Genomic DNA, 22,401 nt, shown 5'->3' with positions numbered 1-22,401 from the left:
GCGCGGGCGCATGTTGTGGAGAATTACGATTTTCTCACACGCTGTCTGCCCGAGCATTTGCGCCAGATCAACGCGCTGGTGCCGGACGCCGCCAAAATCGATTTATCCGCGCTCTGAGCCGAGCTTGCGCCCTTGCGACCGGCGCGCGGGCGGTCCACCATCCGGCGATGGAAAAGACGTTACTCTCCTTCGGTCATGGCTACAGCGCGCAGGCGCTGGCGCACCGGCTGGTGCCGCAGGGTTGGCGTATTTTCGGGACGACGCGCAAGCCCGAGCGGCAGGCGGAGATTGCCGCGGCGGGCGTTGAACCCGTTCTATGGCCCGGAACGGACGTGGAGCCGCTTTTGAAGGTGGCGTCCCACCTGCTCATCTCTGCCGGGCCGGGGCCTGATGGGGACCCGGTACTGAACGCGCTGCGCGAGGAAATCGCGGCGATGGCACCGGATTTGCGCTGGGCCGGCTACCTGTCGACAACCGGCGTTTATGGCGATCACGGCGGCGACTGGGTGGACGAGGACACACCGCTTGCCCCTTCCACGCGGCGGGGAAAGGCCCGGGTGGAGGCTGAGGCCGCGTGGCGGGCGATTCCGGGATTGCCCCTGCACATTTTCCGGCTTGCGGGAATCTACGGGCCGGGCAGGGGGCCCTTCTCCAAGGTGCGCGAGGGGACGGCGCGCAGGATCATCAAGAAAGGTCAGGTCTTTTCGCGCATCCACGTCGAGGATATCGCCAAGGCATTGGAGCTTTCCATCGCGGCCCCGAACCCCGGTGCGATCTATAACCTCTGCGACGACGATCCGGCCCCGCCAGAGGATGTGATTGCCCATGCAGCGGAACTGCTGGGCCGCCCCGTCCCGCCCGCCATTCCCTTCGAGCAGGCCGATATGACCCCCATGGCCCGCAGTTTCTATGCCGAGAGCAAGAAGGTGCGGAATGACCGGGCCAAGGCCGAACTCGGTTGGTCGCCCGCCTATCCCGATTACCGCAGCGGGCTGGCGGCCCTGCGCGACCGCGAGGCGGAGTGACCCCTCGTGGTGGATGAGGACCGGACCCTGAACCATCTGCTCGACGGGATGGAGCACGCCGCCCGGCAGGACACGGTTTCGGTCGACGATGTGCTGCATGAATTCGGTGACCGGGCGATCACGCCCTTCATCCTGCTGATCGCGCTGATGCTGGTTTCGCCCCTGTCGGGGATCCCCGGTGTGCCCACCATCGCGGCTGCGCTGATCATCCTGCTTTCCACCCAAGCCTTGGTCGGGCGGCGGAGGCTCTGGCTGCCCGGCTTCCTTTTGCGGAGGGAGATCGCATCGAAGCGCCTGCTGAAGGCGGTGGAATGGATGCGGCGGCCCTGCGCCTTCGTCGATCGGCACTCCCATTCGCGGTTGCGGTATCTGACCGTCGGACCGGCACGCAGCCTGACATTGCTTGCCTGCACGGTGATCCCCATCGGCTGGCCCCTGCTGGAGGTCTTGCCGATGGTTTCATCTATCGGGGCGGCGGTGGTCGCGCTGCTATCCTTCGGGCTTTTCACCCGCGACGGCCTTTATGTTCTTCTGGGCTATGCAGGTGTGGTGATCACAGCATCGGCGGGGCTTTGGTTCCTGCTCTAGGCCCGCTGCGCATCGATGCGCGAAATCCCCAGCACATCGAGCACTTTCGCTTCGATCTGTGCCGCATTCATGCCCGCCGCTTCATACATATCGGCAGGGCTGGCCTGATCGATAAAGATATCCGGCAGGACCATGGAACGGTAGCGCAACCCTTCGTCAAAGACGCCTTCATCCGCGAGCAATTGAGCCACATGGCTGCCGAAGCCACCGACGGCGCCTTCCTCAACGGTAATGAGCGCCTCGTGTTTCGCCGCAAGGTCGAGGATCATCTCCCGGTCGAGCGGTTTGGCAAAACGGGCATCCGCGATCGTGGGGCTGATCCCGCGGGCCCGCAGTGCCTCGGCGGCCTTGCGGACCTCCCCCAACCGGGTGCCGAAAGACAGGATCGCCACGCGCGCGCCCTTTTCGATCACGCGCCCCTTGCCGATCTCCAACGGAACACCGCGAGCCGGAAGCTCGACCCCCTCGCCCTCGCCGCGGGGAAAGCGGAATGCGATGGGGCCGTCGTCATAGGCAGCGGCGGTAGCAACCATATGCCGCAACTCCGCCTCATCGGCAGCCGCCATCACGACGAAGCCGGGCAGGTTGGCCAGAAAGGCGACATCAAAGGCCCCCGCATGGGTGGCCCCGTCGGCCCCCACAAGCCCCGCGCGGTCTATGGCGAAGCGGACCGGAAGGCGCTGGATCGCCACGTCATGCACCACCTGATCGTAGCCGCGCTGAAGGAAGGTCGAATAGATGGCGCAGAAAGGTTTCATCCCGCCTGCCGCCAACCCGGCGGAAAAGGTGACGCCGTGCTGTTCGGCGATACCGACATCGAAACAGCGCGACGGATAGCGTTCGGCAAAGAGGTTGAGCCCGGTGCCGTCCGGCATCGCCGCGGTCACGGCGCAGATCCGGTCATCTTCCGCCGCCTCTGCCAGCAGGCTGTCGGCGAAGACGCGGGTATAGCTGGGCGCGTTGGAAGGGGCCTTCTTTTGCTTCCCGGTCACCAGGTCGAACTTGGCGGTCGCGTGACCGCGGTCCAGCGCTTCTTCAGCCGGGGCGTAACCTTTGCCCTTTTTCGTCACAACATGGATGAGAATGGGACCGTTGGCGCGGTCCTTTACCGTGCGCAGAACCGGCAGCAACTGGTTCAGGTCATGCCCGTCGATGGGGCCCACATAGGAAAATCCAAGCTGTTCGAACAAGGTACCGCCCACCGCCATGCCCTTCAGCACGTCTTTTGCCCGCTTCGCCCCAAGGCGGAAAGGTTCGGGCAGCATGCTGACGGCGCCTTTGGCGGCCGCGCGAAAGTCCTGAAACGGTTTTTCGGCGTAGAGCCGGCTGAGATAGGAGGACATTGCCCCGACAGGCGGCGCGATCGACATTTCATTGTCGTTCAGAATGACGATCAGGCGGCGGCCCAGATGACCGGCGTTGTTCATCGCCTCGTATGCCATGCCCGCGCTCATCGCGCCGTCGCCGATCACCGCGATGGCATCCCCCAGCCCCTCGGGCACGTCGCCGCCCAGATCCCGGGCCACGGCAAAGCCGAGCGCCGCGCTGATCGAGGTGGAGGAATGGGCCGCGCCGAAGGGATCGTAAGGGCTTTCGCTGCGTTTGGTGAAGCCGCTCAGCCCGTCCTTCATGCGCAGGGTACGAATACGGTCCCGCCGTTCGGTCAGGATCTTGTGGGGATAGCACTGATGGCTCACATCCCAGATCAGCTTGTCCCGGGGCGTGTCAAAGACCGCATGCAGCGCCACCGTCAATTCAACAACACCCAGCCCGGCTCCGAGGTGTCCGCCCGTTACCGAAACGGCGGAAATCGTTTCCGCGCGTAGTTCAGCCGCAAGCTGGTGCAGCTGCGCATCGGATAGATCTTTCAGATCGGCAGGACGCCGGATGCGGTTCAGCAGGGGTGTTTCTGTCATCTCGGCCTTCCTGTCGGCGGCTCAGCTTTTGCGCGCAATAACGAAACGCGCCAGCGCCCGCAATGGATCCGCCTTGTCGTCATATGGCGCGAGAGCGGCGAGCGCTTCGTCCACCAGTGCTTCGGCCCGGGCCTTCGCGCCGTCCAGCCCGAGCAGGGAAACAAAGGTCGCCTTGCCCGCGGCCGCATCTTTCTGAAGGCGCTTGCCAGCCGTGTCCGCGCAACCTTCGACATCCAGTATGTCATCGGCGATCTGAAAAGCCAGCCCGATTGCCGCACCGCATCTGCGCAGGGGTTCGGGATCGGCCCCTGCAAGGATCGGCCCCGCAGTAGCTGCCCAGATTATAAGCGCGCCTGTTTTTCCTTGCTGCAGATCGATGATCTCCTCCAGCGAAAGGGGGCTGCCTGCGGTTTCGGCGGCGATGTCCAGCGCCTGCCCCAGCACCATGCCGCGCGCTCCGGCGGCGGAGGCAAGGGCGCTTGTCAAGGCAACTGCCACGTCGGGGGGGCCTGTACGCAGCGCCAGTTCGAACCCCAATGCCTGCAGGGCATCCCCGGCGAGGATCGCTGTCGCTTCGTCCCAGGCGCGGTGTACGGTGGGGCGTCCACGGCGCAGGTCATCATCGTCCATGGCCGGCAGGTCATCATGGATCAGACTATAGGCGTGAATTGCTTCGATGGCGGCGGCAGCGGGCAGGGCATGCCGGCGGTCGACGCCATGCAGTCGGGCCCCTTCCAGCACAAGGGTTCCCCGCATGGCCTTCCCACCTTCGAGCGCGTAGCGCATCGCCTTAGTGACCGGCTGGTCGGGCAGTTCGTCGAAGAGAGTATCGAAATAGGTCTGGATCGCCGTCGCGGCATCGTCGAGCGCTTGGCGGTGCATCAAAGGCCTTCGACCGGCGTGGTGCCCTTGGGGTTGCCATCCTGATCGAGCGTGATCGCTGCGACCTTCTCTTCGGCGTCCTTCAGCGTCTTTTCGCAGCGCGCCTTCAGCTTGGCACCGCGTTCATAGAGCGCGATGCTTTCGTCCAGTGCCACTTCGCCACGTTCGAGCTGCGCCAGAACCTTTTCAAGTTCGGCCATCGCGGCCTCGAAGCTCATTTCCTCTACAGGGGTGTCCGACATGTTGTTATCCTGTCTCTGGTTCGACCGCACTCTAACGGGTCGGGAACCGCCCCGCCAGAGAGGGGCGCAGGGTTTCGGGCAGGAATGCGACGTCAGTCGGGGGCGAGCATGTAGCCCGCACCGCGGACCGTCTGCAGGTAGCGGGGCTGTTTGGGGTTGTTTTCGATCTTCCGGCGCAGTCGGGTGATCTGTACGTCGACGGCGCGTTCCTGCGCCTGCCCCCGGTCCCGCCCCAGTTCTTCCACCAGCTTCGACCGGCTGAGCGCGACGCCCGGCTGCGCCGCGAAAATCTTCATCAGGTGCACCTCGGTCGCGGTGAGCCGCACCAGTTCATCGCCCTGCCACATCTCACCCCGTTCGAGGTCATACCGGATCGGACCAAGCGACAGCACCTTGGGGGCGCTTTCCTGTGTGAAGGTATCGGGCATGCGGCGCAGGATGGCATTGATCCTCAGCAGCAGTTCCTTGGGTTCGAAGGGTTTCGGCAGATAGTCGTCCGCCCCGGCTTCGAGGCCTTCGATCCGGCTGTTGGTTTCTCCCCGCGCCGTCAAAAGCAGGATCGGCGTCTGCATCGTCTGCCGGAGGGAGGAGGTCAGCGCCATGCCGTCCTCTCCGGGCATCATGACGTCGAGCACGATCAGGTCGAAATCCAGCCCGGCGAGAATGCGCCGCGCATGGGCCGCATCACGCGCCGCCGTCACGAGGAACCCCTGCCGAACCAGAAATTTCTTGAGCAGAGTGCGAATGCGTTCGTCGTCATCCACGATCAGCAGGTGGGATTCGAAATCGCTCACGCGCCGGTTTCCTTGAGGCGCTGAAAGCTCCGGCGCATTTCGCTGTCCATCATCGCTTCGAGTACGGTGCGGAATCCCGCTACCGCTTCGGGCCCCGCCTCTCTGTAGGCGGCGCGCATCCGCGCACGCTGGGCGTCCGACAGGGTCTGCTCCAATTCCCGTCCCTTGTCCGTCAAATAAAGGTGCCTTTCCCGCTTGTCGTTCTTACCGATCCTGCTTTGCACCAGACCATCTGAGATCAATGTGCGCAACACACGGTTGAGCGATTGCTTGGTGACGCCCAGCAGGTTGAGCAGATTATTAACTGTCGTGCCGGGGGCGCGGTTGATGAAATGGATCGCCCGGTGATGCGCGCGCCCATAGGCAAGATCGTCGAGAATGCGATCGGGATCGGCGGTAAAACCCCGGTAGGCAAAGAACATCGCCTCGATGCCCTGGCGCAACTGTTCGTCGGTGAGAAACAGCAGATTCTCGCCGCTGTTGATGGAAAGCGCCCGCCCGTCCGCCATAAATCACCTCTCGTCGCAGTCAGGCGCAGTTTATGTCAGCCTTGTTGACATTCCAAGGGCGAAAGGCTATCGAATCGGGGGAAATGGGAAATAAAATGATATTTGCGCGCCCTTTTGCGCAACTATTGCAATACATACCATGTAATTTGGGAAGGAAACGACATGGCAGGCGCATATAATGATCGGGACGGATACATCTGGATGGATGGCAAGATGGTCGACTGGCGCGAGGCCAACGTCCATATCCTGACCCACGCCCTGCACTATGCCTCTTCCGTCTTCGAAGGTGAACGGGCCTATGGCGGCAAGATTTTCAAGAGCCGCGAACATTCCGAACGGCTCAAGCGCTCGGCCCAGATGATCGACTTTGAAATCCCCTACACGGTTGACGAAATCGAGGCGGCCAAGCTCGAGGTTCTGCAAGCTTCGGGCCTGCAGGATGCCTATGTGCGCGCAATCGCATGGCGCGGCGCGGGCGAGGACATGGGCGTGGCTTCGGCGCGCAACCCGGTCCGGCTGGCAATCGCCGCCTGGGAATGGGGTGCATACTACGGCGACGCCAAGATGAAAGGCGCCAAGCTCGACATCTCCAAGTGGAAGCGCCCCTCGCCGGAAACGATCCCCTCCCACGCGAAGGCCGCGGGCCTCTACATGATCTGCACGATGTCCAAGCACGCCGCAGAGGCAAAGGGTTGTTCGGATGCCATGATGTTCGATTACCGCGGCTACGTGGCCGAAGCGACCGGCGCCAACATCTTCTTCGTCAAGGATGGCGAGGTGCATACCCCCGATCCGGACTGCTTCCTCAATGGGATCACCCGCCAGACGGTGATCGGCATGCTGCGGGACAAGCAGATCAAGGTACACGAACGCCATATCATGCCCGAAGAACTGGAAGGTTTCGAACAGTGTTGGCTGACCGGCACCGCCGCCGAGGTTACGCCCGTGGGCCAGATCGGCGACTACAACTTCGAGGTGGGTTCCATGACCCGCGACATCTCGGAAAGCTACGAAAAGCTGGTCCGCACCTGAAATCACCTCTCGGGCGGCGATCCCGCCGCCCGCTTCCAAATGGCGGAAAATCCCCGCCGGAGGCTCCCGCGATTGCCGCTGCGAACAAGGGCAGAGGCGGGCAAATCCGGTAAGACAAGAAACCAAAAGGCCGGGCGATCATCGCCCGGCCTTCTGTCTTCAGTACCGGGGTCGCTCAATACAAGGCCACCGGATTGATCATCGCCTGAACCGATCCGATGATCCGTGGCTGCCCCAGTACGAACATGAACTCGTTCACACCTTCCTCCAGCAGCGGGCCCACGTTCATCGTCTCGAGGATATAGATCCCGTTTTCCTTCAGGAGCGTGACATGGCCGTAGAACACCTTGTCACCTTCGGCCGGCGGCACGGCGTCCAGCCCCCATGTATCGGCCCCGACGGCAATCGGGTTCAGCGACGCCATGTAGACCGCTCCCTCGTTGGTGAGGCCCGGCTCGGCTTGGCCCCAGAGGGCCGGGTTGCTTTCCAGCATGCCGTCGGTCCAGCCGGTATAGAACAGAACGATGTCACCCTCGCGCAGTTCGACGTTCTGCGCTTCTGCGGCGGCCTTGATCTCTTCGGAGCCGAAGCTCTGGCCTGCTTCCATGACCTCCACGCCCGCCTGCGCGGCCATGTCGAGGATCACGCCCCGGCCCACCAGCGGCGGCACCGCATGCGTGCCGAGCTTTGTCAGACCGGTGATGGCGCTGATTTCCTTTTCGTCGAGGCAGTTATAATAATGCCCGTTCTCCCCCAGATGGCCCAGACCATCGAGCTGTGATCCGATGCCGATCCATGTCTGCAAAAGGTCGTCGTTGTAGTTCCCTTCATAGCCGAAGCCTGAAAGTTTCTGGCCCCCCTGCTGATTGGGCTGCACCACCTGAAGGTTGAGCGAGCGGGGCGGGAAGGCGGGTGTATCCGGCCCGATCGCGATGCCCAACGGCATCGATTTGCCCTGCTTGATCAGCTTTGTGGCCTCAAGCGTGCGTTCCGGGGTGACGAGGTTGGCCGATCCGATCGTATCCTCGGCCCCCCATTGGGAATTCTTGCAGTCCTGCGCAAAGGCAGGTGCGGCGCCCAGTCCCAAGACAAAAGCGGCGGCGATAACAGGTTTAATGTTCATGTGAAATCCTCCCTTGGAGAGGGCAGGCTAACACGATTCCCCGATCTGGCCAGTCCGCTTTGCGGTCCTCAGTTTCGCAGGGCGGGAAGGCCGACCCCGGTACTTTCGAAACCACCGTCCGCCGCGATGACTTGGCCCGTCACATAGCTTGCGCGGGGGCTGCAGAGAAAGACGATGACTTCCGCGATCTCGCTCTCGCTGCCATAGCGGTTCAGCGGAATCGCGTCATGATAAGCGGCGATGATCTCGGGGCTGTGTACCGCCATGGCGAGCTTGGTGCGCACCGGCCCCGGGCAGACGCAGTTCGCGCGGATGCCGAACTCACCTAGTTCAGCAGCCTGCTGTTTCGTCAGTTGGATGACAGCGGCCTTCGACGTGCCATAGGCCACCCGCAGGGTGGAGGCGCGCAGCCCCGAGATGGAGGCGATATTGACCAATGCGCCTCGGCTTTCCTTCAATGCGGGCAGGGCAGCCTGCGACATCAGGAAGGTCCCGTCGAGGTTGGTTTCCATGACACGCCGCCAGCGGTCGAAATCCGTTTCATCGATCGGTCCGAAGTCGGCGACGCCCGCATTGTTCACCAGTGTGTCCAGCCGCCCGAACCTTTCCAGTACATCGCGCAGGGCGGCGGGCGCATCCTGCGGGTTGGAAATGTCGCGCACCAGCGCGAGCGTGTCCGGCCCGAGTTCGGCGCAGGCCGTCTCCAGTTCCTCCGCGTCGCGGTCCAGCAACGCCACGCGCCAGCCTTCGGCAAGAAAGAGCTTCGCCGTGGCCAGCCCGATGCCCCGTGCCGCACCTGTGATCAATGCAACCTTTTGCGTGTCGGCTTCCGGCTCTGCCATGTTCAGTAATCCACGCCCTTTTGCGCCTTTATGCCCGCTTTGAAGGGGTGTTTGACCTCTGTCATTTCGGTCACGAGGTCCGCGTAGTCGCAAAGCGCGGGCTTTGCGTCCCGCCCCGTCAGCACCACCCCGGTGCGCGGGTCGCGGGCGTCGAGCGCGGCGATCACTTCTTCCGTAGACAGATAGTCATAGCGCATTGCGATGTTGATCTCGTCCAGCACGACCAGATCATAGTCGCCGCTCTCCATCATCTCCCGCCCCTTGGCGAAAGCGGCCTTGGCGGCGGAGATGTCGCGTTCCTTGTCCTGCGTATCCCATGTGAAGCCGTCCCCCATGGTGTGCCATGTCACCCCGCCGGCCCGTTCGAAGAACAGCCGTTCGCCGGTTTTCCACTTACCCTTGATGAACTGCACGACGCCCACGGTCTGTTTCCAGCCCAGTGCGCGGATCACCACGCCGAAGGCGCTGGAGGATTTCCCCTTGCCGGCCCCGGTATGAACCAGCACCAGGCCTTTTTCTGGGTCTTCCAGCTGCGCTACCTTGAGGCGCTGTTCTGCCTGACGTTCCTGCATCTTTTGTTTGTGGTCGTCGGGTTGGGTCTTGTCGGACATGCTGCGGCTCCCTTGTTTCTCCGGGGCACCATAAGCCCCCTGTCGCCGGGGTAAAGCATCAGGCCTTGGGATCGGTCACCGACCGCACCTTGCCCCGTTCCAGACCAAGCTGACGTTCGCGCAGGATGACGAGGGCCCCGGCGATAATCACAAGCGATGCCCCCGCCAGCATGACCATCGTGGGCAATTCCCCGAAGAAGACATAGCCGATGACGATGGCGAAGAGCATCGAGGTATAATCGTAGGGCGCAAGCATGGAGGCGGAGCCATAGCGATAGGCCGAGGTGACGAGTATCTGCGCCACACCGCCGATCAGCCCGGCGGTGATCAGCAGGGCAACCGTTTCCGCATCCGGCACAACCCAGCCGAAGGGAATGGTCAGCAGGGACAGCAGGGATGCGGTGACGGAAAAGTAGAACACGATGGCAGCGGTATGTTCGGTTTGCACCAGCTGGCGGATATGGATCTGCACGAGGCTGCGCATCATCGTCGCGATGAGGATCAGCAGGGCACCGATGGTGGCGGTCTGTTCCATCGTCCCGATGCTGGTGAAACGCGGCCAGAGGATGATCATCACGCCCAGCAGCCCCATCCCCACCGCCGTCACACGGATCAGGCGGATTTTCTCTCCCAGAAGGACGGCGGCGAGCGCGACCGTGAAAATCGGAGTGGCAAAACCGATCGCCGTAACCTCCGGCAGGGGGAGCAGGCCAAGGCCCATGAAGGTAAGCCCCATCGCGGTCGTGCCGAACAGGCCGCGCCAGACGTGACCCATCGGGCTGACCGGCTTCAACCCGTGGGACAATTGCCCCCGCTGGATGAGCCAGATCAGAATGACGGGGATGGCAAAGAACGAGCGGAAGAAAACGGCTTCGCCCGCCGGGACATCGTCCGCCGTGGCCTTGATGAGCGCGGACATGGTGGTGAACAGAAAGATCGCCAGCACCTTGAGGCCGACGCCAAGTGCGGGCCGGGCGGAGAAATCCTCTACCTTCACAGGAGGGGTTTTCGCATCAGGCTTCCGGTCCGATCACGCCGCGATTCTGGCCGATCTGCCCGCGGTGCAGCAGCAGGTGGTCCAGCAGAACACAGGCCATCATCGCCTCACCCACCGGAACGGCGCGGATGCCGACGCAAGGATCGTGGCGACCTTTGGTGATGATCTCTGTATCCTCGCCTGTCTTGGTGATCGTCTTCCGGGTGGTCAGTATGCTCGACGTGGGCTTGACCGCGAAACGCAACACAATGTCCTGCCCGGTGCTGATACCGCCGAGTATCCCGCCCGCGTGGTTCGACGAGTAGACCGGCCCGTTGGGGCCCATGGAGATCTCGTCAGCGTTCGATTCGCCGGTGAGCATGGCGGCAGACATACCTTCGCCGATTTCCACGCCCTTGACGGCATTGATGCTCATCATTGCGGCGGCCAGATCGGTATCCAGCTTGCCATAGACCGGCGCGCCGAGGCCGACGGGCACACCCCGTGCCACCACTTCGATGATCGCGCCGACACTGCTTCCGGATTTGCGCAGGCCGTCGAGGTATTCGGCCCAGTCAGAGGCCGCGCCAGCGTCCGGCACCCAGAACGGGTTCCGCTCGATCTCGTTCCAGTCGAAGGCGTCGCGGTCGATCTTGTGCGGCCCCATCTGCACCATGTAGCCGGTGATCTGCATGTCGGGGACCATGGCGCGGATCGCTTCGCGCGCCAGCCCGCCCGCGGCAACCCTGCTGGCGGTTTCGCGCGCCGAAGACCGACCGCCGCCGCGATAATCGCGGATACCGTATTTCTGGTAATAGGTGATATCGGCGTGGCCGGGGCGAAACTTGTCCTTGATGTCGCCGTAGTCCTTGCTGCGCTGATCGGTGTTCTCGATCAGCAGCTGCACGGGGGTGCCGGTGGTGACGCCTTCGAACGTGCCCGACAGGATTCGCACGGCATCGGCTTCCCGCCGTTGAGTGGTGTACTTATTTTGCCCGGGTTTGCGACGGTCCAGCCAGTGCTGGATCATGCCTTCATCGATCGGCACGCCGGGGGGGCAGCCATCCACGGTCGCCCCGATGGCCGGGCCGTGGCTCTCGCCCCACGTGGTGACCCGGTAAAGATGCCCGAAACTGTTGAGGCTCATGCGCGTTCTCCGATTTCGTTGAACGGCATACTGCCCCGCCTCCGGCTTGCCAAGGGCCGCAGGAAGCGGGGCGCGATGTCAGAGGCTGGGCGATTCCGTTGCCAGCGAACGCTTGCCGCGGAAAGCAGGCGGCTCGGGGGCATCGCGACCCAGCGGAATGCTGACCGTGATGTTGCCTTGCGTCCATGTCTCGTCCAGCAGGTCCGAATGCAGGCGGCCCACTTCCGTCTTCAGATAGATCGGGCGGTTGATCGAAGGCAGGGCGCTGCCGATGTCATAGGTCATGCCGAGCTTTACCGCCGTCACATCGTCTTCGATGGTGGTCGTGGTTTCCTGGTAGTTGTCGTACTGCACCTCTGCAAAGAGGTTCAGACCGTTGGAGAAGTCCCGACCCACGTGCAGGCCAGTGGAATACCAGTCTTCCCCGCCGGTGTTCTTTTCGTTGCTCGCACCGAAATATCCGACGTAATCGAAACCGCGATAATCCCCGCGCATTTCGATCCCCCCGTGGGAGGTATTGTTGTTGCCCGGTCCGGTGAAGCCCACGAGGAAGGGTTCGCGATCCCGCGTGTTGTACTGCCCGTAGATGCCGACGGCGAAAGCGTCAGAAAAGCTGTAGAGAAAGCGCAACCCGGCTGTGTTGGTCTCGAAAAAGTCAGCGTTCTGATAATTCTCTTTCGAGTAGGCAAGATAGGCCTCGGCCCCGAAATTGCCGTAGGACACCGCGGTGAGCGCGGAGACACGCGGCTCTTCGCCCCCTCCGCTACCGAAGGTGTTGGCGCTGTAAGACAGACCCAGGGTCGTGCCGTCGTACTGGAATTGCTGGGCGCTGACGCCGGTTCCAACCAGAAGGGCGGCGGTGGAAAGATACAGGAAGTGGCTTTTCATAATCGGTTCCTCATTAATCATTGGCCCGACGGTGGGCTGTCTATTCACATGTAGGGCGCAGGGTGCCGATCTCGCCCCATCTGCCGAAGTTTCATTAATACTGTTGCCTGTTGGTCTCACTCATATTACCTCTCGCAGTACCTCGGGGGGCCGAAAGGCTGAGATGTGCGTGATGCGCGGACCCGTTGAACCTGAACCGGTTAGCACCGGCGGAGGGAAGGTCTGGACATCCATCCACCTTACACCCTTTCGCCGCAAAAGGAGGATGCGATGAAGTATCTTGCACTTGCAGCGGGCCTTGCTGGAGCCTCGGCGGCCTACGCCCAGGCACCTGAACTCACGGTCTATACATACGACAGTTTTGTGGCGGACTGGGGCCCCGGCCCCGCGATCGAGAAAGCCTTCGAAGAAGAATGCGGCTGCGATCTGAATTTCGTCGGCATGGGGGACGGTGCAGCGCTTCTGGCCCGCCTGAAGCTGGAAGGCGCCCGCACGGATGCCGATGTCGTCCTGGGGCTGGACACCAGCCTGATTGCTGCCGCGAAAGAGACGGGGCTTTTCCAGGAAAGCGATGTCAGCGCCCAGTACGATCTGCCGATAGCCTGGGACGACGAGGTTTTCGTGCCCTATGACTGGGGTTATTTCGCCTTTGTCCACGAAGATACGCTCGATGCCCCCGCGAACTTCCGCGCGCTGGCCGACAGCGACCTGAAGATCGTCATTCAGGATCCGCGCTCCTCTACTCCGGGGCTGGGGCTGCTGATGTGGGTGAAGCAGGCTTACGGGGATGAGGCGCCCGCGATCTGGGAAGGGCTGGCCGACAATATCGTCACCGTAACCAAAGGCTGGTCGGAGGCTTATGGCCTCTTCCTCGAAGGCGAGGCCGACATGGTGCTGAGCTACACGACCTCTCCCGCCTATCACCTCATTGCCGAGGAGGATTCGAGCAAGGCGGCCGCCGTCTTCGACGAAGGGCATTACATGCAGATCGAGGTCGCTGGCCGACTGGCAGCAAGCGATAGGCCGGACCTCGCAGAGCAATTCCTGCGGTTCATGGTTTCCGACGCGGCGCAGTCCATCCTTCCCACGACCAACTGGATGTATCCCGCCGTGATGCCCGAAGGCGGCTTGCCGGAGGGTTTCGAAACGCTGGTCGAACCCGAAAAGGCGCTGTTGATCCAAACGGAGGCCGTGCCGACCCTGCGTGACGAAGCGTTGCAGGAATGGCTTGCGGCGCTGTCCCGATAAGCCCCAGATCGGGTATGGCCGCGGCGGCGCTTGTCGTCGCGGCCATACTGGCGGCGTTTGCCGGTGTCCTCAGCCGGGCGGAAATAGCAGGCGGGCTGTCAACGAGCGATTGGGCCGCGATCCGTTTCACGATACTTCAGGCTTTGCTGTCGGCGGCAATCTCGGTCGTTCTGGCGGTGCCGGTGGCGCGCGCGTTGGCCCGGCGGCGGTTTCCCGGTCGCGGGCTGGTCGTGACCCTGCTGGGCGCACCCTTCATCTTGCCGGTGATCGTGGCGGTGTTGGGGTTGCTCGTGGTGTTCGGAAGGTCGGGATGGGTCAATGCGGGGCTCGACCTGCTCGGGTTGCCGGGCCTGTCGATCTACGGGTTGCACGGGGTGGTGCTGGCCCACGTCTTCTTTAACCTGCCGCTTGCGACGCGCTTGCTGCTGCAAGCCTGGCAATCCGTACCGTCGGAACGGTTCCGCCTTGTTGCGCAACTGGATCTTGCGCCGCGTGCGCTGTTCCGTGCTGTCGAATGGCCGCTTTTGAAACAGGTCGTGCCCGGCGTTTTCGCACTCATTTTCGTCATCTGCCTCACCAGTTTCGCGGTTGCGCTGACGTTGGGTGGCGGTCCGCGCGCCACGACGATCGAACTGGCTATTTATCAGGCGTTCCGCTTCGATTTCGATCTGGGCCGCGCCGCGATGCTTAGCCTACTGCAGCTTGTTCTGGCGGGCGGTGCGGCGGTGCTTGCACTGGGGTTGCTGCCTTCCGTCTCGCCCGACGCGGGGCTGGACAGGCCCCTACAGCGGTGGGATGCGCGCGGCGGAACGCAAAGGTTCGCGGACGGTGTCTCGATCCTGCTCGCCTTGCTGTTCCTGCTCGGGCCGATCCTTGCCGTGGTGCTGCGCGGCGTCGCCGGGCTGGCGCAGGTTCCGGCGTCTGTCTGGCAGGCGGCGGCCACATCGCTCTGGGTTGCCATGCTCAGCGTTGCATTGCTGATGGCGTTGGCCTTGCCCATGGCGGGCTGGATCGCGGGGCGCGGGCGTGGCCGGGTCGAAGCGATCGGGCTGCTGGGTCTTTCGGCATCGCCCCTGATGATCGGCACCGGCTGGTTCATCCTGATCAATCCATGGGCCGATCCACAGGCTTTGGCGCTTCCCGTGACCGCGCTGGTCAACGCCATGATGGCGTTGCCCTTCGCCCTGCGCAGCCTCGTTCCGGGGATACGTGATGTCCTGCGGGACTATGGTCGACTTGCGGCAACGCTCGGGCTCAGCGGTTGGGCGCTCTGGCGTTGGCTGATCCTGCCCCGCCTGCGCCCCCGGCTCGGATTCGCGGCGGGGCTTGCCGCGGCGTTGTCGGTAGGCGATCTTGGCGTCATCGCCCTCTTTGCCGACCCGGATCGCGCCACTTTGCCCTTGCAGATGTATCGCCTGATGGGAGCCTACCGGATGGAGGCCGCCGCGGGGGCGGCGCTGATCCTGCTCAGCCTCGCGCTGCTGGTATTCTGGGTCTTCGACAGGGGAGGGCGCTGGCATCATGCTGGAACTTGAAGAGTTGCTGATCCGCCTCGGCACGTTCGAATTGCGGGCGACCATGGCCCTGAGAGAGGGCAGGCGCTACGCCGTCATCGGCCCCTCGGGGGCGGGGAAATCTTCGTTGCTGAACGCGATCTGCGGTTTTCTTCCTGTCGCAGGCGGCTCTGTCCGGGTGAAAGGGCGCGACATCACGGCAGATCCGCCGGGTCAGCGCCCGATGACCATGCTGTTTCAGGACAACAACCTTTTCCCGCATCTGACCCTGCGCCAGAACGTCGGGCTGGGCCTGCGCCCCAATCTGCGCCTGACGGCGGAGGATGAAGAGCTGGTCGCGGCGGCGCTCGCCCGGGTACAGCTTGGCGACCACGCGGAAAAACTGCCTGCCGCACTATCGGGGGGCCAGCAAAGCCGCGCCGCGCTTGCCCGGGTTTTAGTGCAGGCGCGGCCCTGGGTCCTGCTCGATGAACCTTTTGCCGCACTAGGCCCCGCACTGCGCGCGGAGATGCTGGATCTCGTCGAAAATCTGGTAGCGGAAACCGGCGCCGGGTTGCTGATGATCACCCATTCCCCCGAAGACGTGCGCCGCATCGCGGAGGAAGCGATTTTCGTGGCGGACGGCAGGGCAGAGGCGCCGATGTCGGCGGCGGATCTGCTGAACGATCCGCCGCCCGCCCTGCGGGTCTACCTGGGATGATCAGGCGGCTTTCCGGCCCGCGCCGATAATACCGAGCGCCGCATGCGCGGCTTCGCGGCCCTTTTCCACGAAATGTTCGGCATAGATCGCCCGGTGGTGCGCGGTGTCCTGAAACTGATGCGGCGTCAGCGAGACGGAAAGCACGGGTATCCCGGTATCGAGGCCCACGCGCATCAGCCCGTCCACGACGGCCTGTGCCACGAAATCATGGCGGTATATGCCCCCGTCCACCACCAGCGCGGCGCAGGCGATGGCGTCATACCGCCCGCTTCGGGCGAGCTTCTGTGCCATCAACGGTAGTTCGAAGGCACCGGGCACGTCGAAAACCTCCGTGGCCGAAGCCGGGATGATTTCGGCAAAGCCCGTCAGGGCCCGATCCACGATCTCTGCGTGCCAGCGGGCACGTACGAAGGCGAAGCGGGCGGAAGTATCGTGTGACATCATGATCTCCTCTGGTCGGCACACTATCCACCCAAGGCGATCACGGGACCGGCAGAGCGCACCGCGCCCTTCCGATCACATTCTCTTTCATCCGGACTATGACCGTCGGCTCCGGCATCTCACCGGATCTGCTGACACCCCCGGAAGGGCCGCTCGCGGGCTCGTGGCGCAGGCCACATACCGCCGGTGGGGAATTTCACCCCGCCCTGAGAATGCAGACAGGTTGCCAAAGGCCCGGCACGGGCGCAATAGAAATACGCCAGACACGGAGACCGCCTGATGCATCCCAATCCCGTCTTTCGCACCACTCCGCGTGAACGCAATGTCGCCTTCGCCCGTGATGCCGCCTTCGGCATCATGGCTGTCGCGGGTCCCGATGGGCCGCTGATGTCTCATGTGCCATTCGTGCTGGACGAAGAGGGCACGAGCGCCGAGTTGCATCTGGTCCGTTCCAATCCCATCGCCCGGCTGGGCAGGGAGCCTTTGCAGGTACGGCTCGCGGTATCGGGGCCGCACAGCTATGTTTCCCCCGACTGGTACGGGATCGAGGATCAGGTGCCGACGTGGAACTACGTGGCCGTTCACCTGATAGGAGAACTCGAACCCCTGCCGCTGGCAGAGTTGGAGCCGCTTCTGGCCCGGCAATCCGCGTTCTTCGAGAGCCGTCTTGCCCCGAAGCGGGCGTGGACCATGGACAAGATGACGGAGGAAGCGCGCAGCCGGTTGATGCGGATGATCCTGCCCTACCGGCTGAACGTGCATGAGGTCGATGGCACATGGAAGCTGGGCCAAAACAAGGACGAGCCCGCCCGGCTTTCCGCCGCGTCCGAAATGCAGTCCCACGGGTTCGGCACCGACCCGGGCGTGATGGCCCGGTTGATGCGGGATGGCTGAAGGGCGGAGACCCCCCGATGACGCGACGAACCTCTGACCCATTGTGTTGGGTCGCCGTTCGGTAAAGACTGCGCGGATCATCATGAGGAACAGCGCATGAAACTCCATTATTCTCCGACCTCGCCCTATGTGCGCAAGGTCATGGTCCTGCTGCACGAAACCGGCCAGATCGCGGATGTCACGTTGCACGAAGCCTCCGGGACGCCGTTGAACCCGGCGGAAGGGCTGGAAGCCAGCAATCCGCTGACCAAGGTTCCCGCGCTGGAGCGGGACGACGGGCCGACGCTTTATGACAGCCGTGTCATTTGCGCCTATCTGGATGACAGGGCGACGGCCCGGCTCTATCCGAGCGGTCCGGCACGCTGGGAAACCCTGACGCTGGAGGCCACGGCGGACGGCATGCTCGATGCCGCCCTGCTGATGATCTACGAAAACCGGCTGCGTCCCGAAGACAAGCGATTGGAAAGCTGGGTCGAAGGTCAGTGGGGGAAGATTGCCCGGGCCTGTTCGGCGCTGGAGAGCCGTTGGATCAGCCATCTGTCCGGCCCGCTCGACATGGGGCAGATCGCCGTGGGCTGCGCGCTGGGATATGTTGAGTTTCGCCATGGCGCGCGGGGCTGGCGCAATGGCAACCCGGCGCTCGCCGCATGGTTCGAAGAGTTCGATTCGCGCGCATCGATGCGGGCGACGGCGCCCCCGGCCGGGTAGTATTGCCACAATCGCAAGCTTTTCCGTCCCGCGCAGGCCACCTGCGACGGTTTGCGCGCCATTGCCATCTGGACGGGCGCGCGATGGCCCGGTAGATACCCCCTGAAGCAAGATCGCCTGTCCGCAGGCGGTCGCCATGTCTGACGGCCGTGCTTTGGCCAGAAAATTGGAGAAAACCCGTGTCCCAAGCTGAAGAACACGCAGGTAACCGGAGGGACTTCCTCTATTACGCGACCGCAGGCACCGGGGCCGTCGCGGTCGGTGCGGCGGTCTGGCCACTTGTGAACCAGATGAACCCTTCGGCGGACGTAAAGGCGCTTTCGTCGATCCGCGTGGATGTCTCCGGGCTTGAGCGTGGCTCGCAGCTGACCGTGAAATGGCTGGGCAAGCCGGTGTTCATTCGCCGCCGTACCGAGGAAGAGATCGTCGAGGCGCGTTCCGTCGATATCAGCGACCTGCCCGACCCGACTGCCCAGAACGAGAACCTTTCGGGCGATGTGCTCGCAACCGACGAGAACCGCGCGCTGGACGACACCGGCGAATGGCTGGTCCAGATCGGCGTCTGCACGCATCTGGGATGTGTTCCGCTGGGTGACGCGGGCGATTTCGGGGGCTGGTTCTGCCCGTGTCACGGGTCGCACTACGACACGGCGGGACGGATCCGCAAAGGACCCGCGCCCCTGAACCTGCTGGTGCCGGTCGCCGAATTTCTTGACGAATCCACGTTGAAGCTGGGTTAAGGGAGCACACGCAAATGGCTGGAATTCCGCACGACCATTACGAGCCGACCACGGGCGGCGAAAAGTGGCTTCACCGCCGGCTCCCCATCGTTGGGTTGCTGTACGACACATTGATGATCCCCACACCCAAGAACCTTAACTGGATGTGGATATGGGGCATCGTCCTCGTTTTCTGTCTTCTGCTGCAGATCGTCACCGGTATCGTTCTGGTGATGCACTACACCCCGCACGTGGACCTCGCCTTCGCATCGGTCGAACATATCATGCGCAACGTGAACGGCGGCTACATGCTGCGGTATCTGCACATGAACGGCGCGTCGTTGTTCTTCGTCGCGGTCTATGCCCATATCTTCCGCGGTCTCTACTACGGCTCCTACAAGGCCCCGCGTGAGGTCACGTGGATCATCGGGATGCTGATTTACCTTCTGATGATGGCTACCGGTTTCATGGGCTACGTGCTGCCCTGGGGTCAGATGTCCTTCTGGGGCGCGACCGTGATCACCGGTCTCTTCGGGGCAATCCCCTTCGTGGGTGAATCTCTGCAGACACTGCTGCTGGGCGGCCCTGCCGTGGACAATGCGACGCTGAACCGTTTCTTCAGCCTGCACTACCTGCTACCCTTCGTGATTGCCGGTCTGGTGATCGTGCATGTCTGGGCGTTCCACACCACGGGTAACAACAACCCCACCGGGGTCGAGGTGCGCCGCGGTTCCAAGGAAGAAGCCGAGAAGGACACGCTGCCCTTCTGGCCCTACTTCGTGATCAAGGACCTCTTCGCGCTCGCAGTCATCCTGGTGGTGTTCTTCGCGGTCGTGGGCTTCATGCCGAACTACCTCGGCCATCCGGACAACTATATCGAGGCGAACCCGCTGGCGACGCCTGCGCATATCGTGCCCGAATGGTACTTCCTGCCCTTCTACGCGATCCTGCGGGCGTTCACTTCCGAAGTCTGGGTCGTTCAGATCGCGTCCTTCGTGACGGGTGGCATCATCGACGCCAAGTTCTTCGGCGTGCTGGCGATGTTCGGTGCAATCGCGGTCATGGCGCTGGTACCGTGGCTCGATACCTCCAGCGTACGGTCGGGCCGTTATCGTCCGATGTTCAAATGGTGGTTCGCCCTGCTGGTGATTGATTTCTTCGCGCTGATGTGGCTGGGTGCCATGCCCGCGGAAGAGCCTTATGCAACCTTCTCGCTGATCGCCTCGGCCTATTGGTTCGCCTACTTCCTGGTGATCCTGCCGCTGCTCGGCGTGATCGAGAAACCGCTGATCCCGCCTGCGACCATCGAAGAAGACTTCGACGCTCATTTCGCGCCCAAGGCCGGCGGCACCAAAACGCTGGTCAAGCCGGCAGAGTAAGGACCATGACTATGATGAAGACCAACATCCTAACCGCCGTGGTCGCTGCCGGTTTCGTCGGAGCCGCCTCCACCGTGCTGGCGCAGGAAACGACCGAGGCGCCGGCCACCGGCCAGCGCGTCACCTCCCCGCAGGTGCAAACGCAGGAGGACACGGAGACCCGCGAACAGGTCACGACGACCGTTCAGGGTGATGCCGTTACGACTGAAGAAACGGGTTCGGTTGCCGCACAGGCAACCGATGCCAGCGACGACACGAACGTCGAAGCCGCCTCTGACGACGCACTGCCCTCCGCCGAAGGCGCGGATGCCGCGCGTGAAGATGTCGGCGTGAACGAGGACGTCGTTCAGGACGAGGCCGCCGAAGCAGCCGAGGAAGTCGCCGAGGATCAGCCCGATGCGGTCGAAGAAAGCCAGACCGAGGTCATCGCAGAGGATGATGTGAGCGGTCAGGCCCATGGCGAAGATACCGAAGTCGGCGTCATGGATGACGATGACCACGGTCAGAAAGAAGACGACCATGCCGCCGCCGAGGACGATCACGGCGACGACGATGGCCATGGAACACCGTATATCGAGAACATCGATTTTTCCTTCGATGGTCCCTTCGGCGCCTATGACGTGAACCAGCTTCAGCGTGGTCTGCAGATCTACACCGAAGTCTGCGCCGCCTGCCACGGGTTGGAATATGTGGCGATGCGTACGCTGGGTGACGAAACCGGCCCCAACCTGCCCGAAGCGCAGGTGATCGAATACGCCAAGCAGTTCGATGTCTACGATTCGGAACTCGACGACACGCGCCCGGCGACCCCGGTGGATCACTTCCCGCAGTCGAACCTCGCCAATGCGCCTGACCTTTCGCTGATGGCGAAGAAGCGTGCCGCCTTCCACGGCCCCTATGGCCTTGGCATCAACCAGTTCTTCAAGGGTATCGGCGGGCCGGAGTATATCACCGCCCTGCTGACCAGCTATACCGGTGAAGAGAAGGAACAGGCAGGCACAGTGCTTTATGGAAACTCGGTCTTCCCCGGCGGCTGGATCGCCATGGCTCCGCCCTTGGGCGACGGTCAGGTCGAGTTTGTGGATGAACATGCCAACGATCTGCAGCATCTGTCGGAGGACGTCTCCGCCTTCCTGATGTGGACGGCCGAACCGAAACTCGCCGGTCGCAAGCAAGCCGGTTTCGCGGGCGTGATTTTCCTGACCCTGCTGTCTGTGCTGCTTTACCTGACGAACAAACGCCTCTGGGCCCGTCACAAGCACAAGGAAAGCTGACTTTTCCCAGTCAGACCTGAGAGCTAAAAAAGACCCTTCCGAACGGGACAATTCGGAAGGGTCTTTGACGTTTGGACCAATGGGGGAAGCTATCGGACCTTTGCACGCCATCCGTCAATAAATACCGGGAGAACACTGGCCATGACCCTTGCGATCGGCACAGCAAACAGCGCGCGATCGAGCCCTCCCCCGGCAGGGCTGAAAATGCCAACACGCGGCGACCGCGAATATTTGGCCGGGGCAATCGCGGGCTGACGCTCTCTACATTGGTGAATGTGCCTCTCGGGCGATGGGCTGTCAGTGACCCGGTTCACATGTGTCGCGGAAATCTTTGCAACCGCCGAAGCTTATGCCAGCAGATGGTCGGCGGATCGGCCCTCAATAACAGCGTCAACCACCGCGCCTTCCTGCTGTGCCACTTTGAAACGTACTTCGGTGAACTGCTCTGTCCGGCCCATATGCGGGCTTTCCATGAGAACACTGTGGGGGCGTCCGACCTGCTCCTGCAGGTGGAGGGAGACACGGTCGGCGCCTGCGGCGCGCAGGCGGGCGGCACGTTCCTTGATCGTGGCGCCGTCTACTGCTGGCATCCGGGCCGCCGGCGTGCCCGGTCGGGCGGAATAAGGGAAGACGTGAAGCCAAGTCAGCGCGCAGTCATCCACCAGCTTCAAAGAGTTTTCGAACATCGCGTCGGTCTCTGTCGGGAAACCCGCGATTATGTCCGCGCCGAAGGTCATTTCGGGCCGCAGGCGGCGTGCCTCTTCGGTGAAGCGGATCGCATCGTCGCGCAGGTGGCGGCGCTTCATGCGCTTCAGGATCATGTCGTCGCCATGCTGCAGGCTGAGATGCAGGTGGGGCATCAGGCGCGGTTCCGTCGCGATGGCCTGCATCAGGTTCTCGTCCACCTCGATCGAGTCGATGGAGGAAATGCGCAGCCGCCGAAGGTCGG

Annotated in this window: 24 protein-coding genes and 2 riboswitches; of the genes, 11 read left to right on the top strand and 13 right to left on the bottom strand. The window is 62.9% G+C overall.

The window, feature by feature from the left end:
- The first annotated feature begins 167 nt into the window (after positions 1-167).
- Positions 168-1,025 carry an SDR family oxidoreductase gene (locus A3764_RS08220; RefSeq protein ID WP_067921324.1) on the top strand — a complete coding sequence of 286 codons (858 nt, stop codon included), beginning with the start codon at positions 168-170 and terminating at the stop codon, positions 1,023-1,025.
- A gap of 6 nt (positions 1,026-1,031) precedes the next feature.
- Positions 1,032-1,613, top strand: coding sequence for an exopolysaccharide biosynthesis protein (locus tag A3764_RS08215; protein ID WP_236628135.1), 582 nt, complete (start codon positions 1,032-1,034; stop codon positions 1,611-1,613).
- On the opposite strand, the gene dxs is transcribed toward A3764_RS08215, so the two are convergent.
- From dxs to A3764_RS08190, 5 genes are all read right to left on the bottom strand, one after another.
- The gene (gene dxs / locus A3764_RS08210; protein ID WP_067921322.1) at positions 1,610-3,529 is read right to left on the bottom strand and encodes a 1-deoxy-D-xylulose-5-phosphate synthase; all 1,920 of its coding nucleotides are present in this window, start codon (positions 3,527-3,529) and stop codon (positions 1,610-1,612) included. The two genes, A3764_RS08215 and dxs, sit on opposite strands and share 4 nt — an antisense overlap.
- Before the next feature lie 21 nt (positions 3,530-3,550).
- Positions 3,551-4,411: a polyprenyl synthetase family protein gene (locus A3764_RS08205; protein WP_067921320.1), complete on the bottom strand. Its 861-nt coding sequence runs from the start codon at positions 4,409-4,411 to the stop codon at positions 3,551-3,553.
- Complete coding sequence (locus A3764_RS08200; RefSeq protein WP_067921318.1) at positions 4,411-4,653, bottom strand: exodeoxyribonuclease VII small subunit; 243 nt, start codon at positions 4,651-4,653, stop codon at positions 4,411-4,413. Before A3764_RS08200 ends, A3764_RS08205 begins: the two co-directional genes overlap by 1 nt.
- A 92-nt stretch (positions 4,654-4,745) precedes the next feature.
- Positions 4,746-5,447 carry a response regulator gene (locus tag A3764_RS08195; protein WP_067921316.1) on the bottom strand — a complete coding sequence of 234 codons (702 nt, stop codon included), beginning with the start codon at positions 5,445-5,447 and terminating at the stop codon, positions 4,746-4,748.
- Entirely contained in the window at positions 5,444-5,956 is a 513-nt protein-coding gene (locus A3764_RS08190) for a MarR family winged helix-turn-helix transcriptional regulator (RefSeq protein WP_067921314.1), read from the bottom strand. The genes A3764_RS08195 and A3764_RS08190 overlap by 4 nt, the downstream gene beginning before the upstream one ends.
- Before the next feature lie 162 nt (positions 5,957-6,118).
- Between A3764_RS08190 and A3764_RS08185 the strand changes: the two genes are divergently transcribed.
- Complete coding sequence (locus A3764_RS08185; protein WP_067921312.1) at positions 6,119-6,988, top strand: branched-chain amino acid aminotransferase; 870 nt, start codon at positions 6,119-6,121, stop codon at positions 6,986-6,988.
- Between the two features lie 175 nt (positions 6,989-7,163).
- On the opposite strand, the gene A3764_RS08180 is transcribed toward A3764_RS08185, so the two are convergent.
- The 6 genes from A3764_RS08180 to A3764_RS08155 form a co-directional block, all read right to left on the bottom strand.
- On the bottom strand, positions 7,164-8,111 hold the full coding sequence (locus A3764_RS08180) for a cyclase family protein (RefSeq protein ID WP_067921310.1): 948 nt from the start codon (positions 8,109-8,111) through the stop codon (positions 7,164-7,166).
- Positions 8,112-8,179: 68 nt separating this feature from the next.
- Positions 8,180-8,953, bottom strand: a complete 774-nt coding sequence (locus tag A3764_RS08175; protein WP_067921308.1) for an SDR family NAD(P)-dependent oxidoreductase — start codon at positions 8,951-8,953, stop codon at positions 8,180-8,182.
- Between the two features lie 2 nt (positions 8,954-8,955).
- Entirely contained in the window at positions 8,956-9,564 is a 609-nt protein-coding gene (cobO, locus tag A3764_RS08170) for a cob(I)yrinic acid a,c-diamide adenosyltransferase (protein ID WP_067921306.1), read from the bottom strand.
- Between the two features lie 58 nt (positions 9,565-9,622).
- The gene (locus A3764_RS08165) at positions 9,623-10,561 is read right to left on the bottom strand and encodes a DMT family transporter (protein ID WP_067921304.1); all 939 of its coding nucleotides are present in this window, start codon (positions 10,559-10,561) and stop codon (positions 9,623-9,625) included.
- A gap of 16 nt (positions 10,562-10,577) precedes the next feature.
- Positions 10,578-11,687, bottom strand: a complete 1,110-nt coding sequence (gene aroC, locus A3764_RS08160; protein ID WP_067921302.1) for a chorismate synthase — start codon at positions 11,685-11,687, stop codon at positions 10,578-10,580.
- 78 nt (positions 11,688-11,765) lie between these two features.
- A complete protein-coding gene (locus A3764_RS08155) occupies positions 11,766-12,575 on the bottom strand; it encodes a hypothetical protein (RefSeq protein WP_067921300.1) in 810 nt (269 codons plus the stop codon).
- 133 nt (positions 12,576-12,708) lie between these two features.
- Positions 12,709-12,810: riboswitch (TPP riboswitch) on the top strand.
- Between the two features lie 35 nt (positions 12,811-12,845).
- Here A3764_RS08155 and thiB point away from each other — a divergent pair.
- Genes thiB through A3764_RS08140 form a run of 3 tightly spaced genes read left to right on the top strand, consistent with a single transcriptional unit; the run spans position 12,846 to position 16,037 of the window.
- Positions 12,846-13,823 carry a thiamine ABC transporter substrate binding subunit gene (thiB, locus tag A3764_RS08150; protein ID WP_067921298.1) on the top strand — a complete coding sequence of 326 codons (978 nt, stop codon included), beginning with the start codon at positions 12,846-12,848 and terminating at the stop codon, positions 13,821-13,823.
- Positions 13,799-15,358 (top strand): thiamine/thiamine pyrophosphate ABC transporter permease ThiP, encoded by a 1,560-nt coding sequence (locus A3764_RS08145; RefSeq protein WP_067921296.1) that lies wholly within the window; start codon positions 13,799-13,801, stop codon positions 15,356-15,358. The genes thiB and A3764_RS08145 overlap by 25 nt, the downstream gene beginning before the upstream one ends.
- On the top strand, positions 15,345-16,037 hold the full coding sequence (locus A3764_RS08140) for a thiamine ABC transporter ATP-binding protein (RefSeq protein WP_067921294.1): 693 nt from the start codon (positions 15,345-15,347) through the stop codon (positions 16,035-16,037). Before A3764_RS08145 ends, A3764_RS08140 begins: the two co-directional genes overlap by 14 nt.
- Here A3764_RS08140 and A3764_RS08135 read toward each other — a convergent pair whose 3' ends face one another.
- On the bottom strand, positions 16,038-16,478 hold the full coding sequence (locus A3764_RS08135; protein WP_067921292.1) for a 6,7-dimethyl-8-ribityllumazine synthase: 441 nt from the start codon (positions 16,476-16,478) through the stop codon (positions 16,038-16,040). It abuts the gene before it with no gap.
- Between the two features lie 75 nt (positions 16,479-16,553).
- A riboswitch (FMN riboswitch) is annotated at positions 16,554-16,696 on the bottom strand.
- A 61-nt stretch (positions 16,697-16,757) separates the two neighbouring features.
- Between A3764_RS08135 and A3764_RS08130 the strand changes: the two genes are divergently transcribed.
- The 5 genes from A3764_RS08130 (at position 16,758) to A3764_RS23980 (ending at position 21,452) form a co-directional block, all read left to right on the top strand.
- Complete coding sequence (locus A3764_RS08130; RefSeq protein WP_067921290.1) at positions 16,758-17,372, top strand: FMN-binding negative transcriptional regulator; 615 nt, start codon at positions 16,758-16,760, stop codon at positions 17,370-17,372.
- Between the two features lie 96 nt (positions 17,373-17,468).
- Entirely contained in the window at positions 17,469-18,080 is a 612-nt protein-coding gene (locus A3764_RS08125) for a glutathione S-transferase (RefSeq protein ID WP_067921288.1), read from the top strand.
- Positions 18,081-18,259: 179 nt separating this feature from the next.
- The gene (petA, locus tag A3764_RS08120) at positions 18,260-18,820 is read left to right on the top strand and encodes a ubiquinol-cytochrome c reductase iron-sulfur subunit (RefSeq protein ID WP_067921287.1); all 561 of its coding nucleotides are present in this window, start codon (positions 18,260-18,262) and stop codon (positions 18,818-18,820) included.
- A 14-nt stretch (positions 18,821-18,834) separates the two neighbouring features.
- Positions 18,835-20,178, top strand: coding sequence for a cytochrome b (gene petB / locus A3764_RS08115; RefSeq protein ID WP_067921285.1), 1,344 nt, complete (start codon positions 18,835-18,837; stop codon positions 20,176-20,178).
- Positions 20,179-20,660: 482 nt separating this feature from the next.
- Positions 20,661-21,452 carry a cytochrome c1 gene (locus A3764_RS23980; protein ID WP_082850974.1) on the top strand — a complete coding sequence of 264 codons (792 nt, stop codon included), beginning with the start codon at positions 20,661-20,663 and terminating at the stop codon, positions 21,450-21,452.
- A gap of 347 nt (positions 21,453-21,799) precedes the next feature.
- On the opposite strand, the gene A3764_RS08105 is transcribed toward A3764_RS23980, so the two are convergent.
- A partial coding sequence (locus A3764_RS08105; RefSeq protein ID WP_150122107.1) for a radical SAM protein occupies positions 21,800-22,401 on the bottom strand: 602 nt, incomplete at its 5' end.

This window comes from Sulfitobacter sp. HI0129 (assembly GCF_001635395.1).
GTDB lineage: Bacteria > Pseudomonadota > Alphaproteobacteria > Rhodobacterales > Rhodobacteraceae > Sulfitobacter.
Note: the sequence above shows the minus strand (reverse complement) of the source record. Positions and strands in the feature narration are given on the sequence as shown.

Excerpts from the sequence above, each read along its gene's own strand:
- A3764_RS08205 (WP_067921320.1), bottom strand. The coding sequence starts at position 4,411 with ATGCACCGCCAAGCGCTCGACGATGCCGCGACGGCGATCCAGACCTAT.
- A3764_RS08125 (WP_067921288.1), top strand. The coding sequence starts at position 17,469 with ATGAAACTCCATTATTCTCCGACCTCGCCCTATGTGCGCAAGGTCATG.
- A3764_RS08135 (WP_067921292.1), bottom strand. The coding sequence starts at position 16,478 with ATGTCACACGATACTTCCGCCCGCTTCGCCTTCGTACGTGCCCGCTGG.
- A3764_RS23980 (WP_082850974.1), top strand. The coding sequence starts at position 20,661 with ATGGATGACGATGACCACGGTCAGAAAGAAGACGACCATGCCGCCGCC.
- A3764_RS08130 (WP_067921290.1), top strand. The coding sequence starts at position 16,758 with ATGCATCCCAATCCCGTCTTTCGCACCACTCCGCGTGAACGCAATGTC.
- A3764_RS08190 (WP_067921314.1), bottom strand. The coding sequence starts at position 5,956 with ATGGCGGACGGGCGGGCGCTTTCCATCAACAGCGGCGAGAATCTGCTG.
- A3764_RS08185 (WP_067921312.1), top strand. The coding sequence starts at position 6,119 with ATGGCAGGCGCATATAATGATCGGGACGGATACATCTGGATGGATGGC.
- A3764_RS08145 (WP_067921296.1), top strand. The coding sequence starts at position 13,799 with ATGGCTTGCGGCGCTGTCCCGATAAGCCCCAGATCGGGTATGGCCGCG.
- dxs (WP_067921322.1), bottom strand. The coding sequence starts at position 3,529 with ATGACAGAAACACCCCTGCTGAACCGCATCCGGCGTCCTGCCGATCTG.
- A3764_RS08175 (WP_067921308.1), bottom strand. The coding sequence starts at position 8,953 with ATGGCAGAGCCGGAAGCCGACACGCAAAAGGTTGCATTGATCACAGGT.
- thiB (WP_067921298.1), top strand. The coding sequence starts at position 12,846 with ATGAAGTATCTTGCACTTGCAGCGGGCCTTGCTGGAGCCTCGGCGGCC.
- A3764_RS08200 (WP_067921318.1), bottom strand. The coding sequence starts at position 4,653 with ATGTCGGACACCCCTGTAGAGGAAATGAGCTTCGAGGCCGCGATGGCC.
- A3764_RS08155 (WP_067921300.1), bottom strand. The coding sequence starts at position 12,575 with ATGAAAAGCCACTTCCTGTATCTTTCCACCGCCGCCCTTCTGGTTGGA.
- A3764_RS08140 (WP_067921294.1), top strand. The coding sequence starts at position 15,345 with ATGCTGGAACTTGAAGAGTTGCTGATCCGCCTCGGCACGTTCGAATTG.
- petB (WP_067921285.1), top strand. The coding sequence starts at position 18,835 with ATGGCTGGAATTCCGCACGACCATTACGAGCCGACCACGGGCGGCGAA.
- A3764_RS08180 (WP_067921310.1), bottom strand. The coding sequence starts at position 8,111 with ATGAACATTAAACCTGTTATCGCCGCCGCTTTTGTCTTGGGACTGGGC.
- aroC (WP_067921302.1), bottom strand. The coding sequence starts at position 11,687 with ATGAGCCTCAACAGTTTCGGGCATCTTTACCGGGTCACCACGTGGGGC.
- cobO (WP_067921306.1), bottom strand. The coding sequence starts at position 9,564 with ATGTCCGACAAGACCCAACCCGACGACCACAAACAAAAGATGCAGGAA.
- A3764_RS08220 (WP_067921324.1), top strand. The coding sequence starts at position 168 with ATGGAAAAGACGTTACTCTCCTTCGGTCATGGCTACAGCGCGCAGGCG.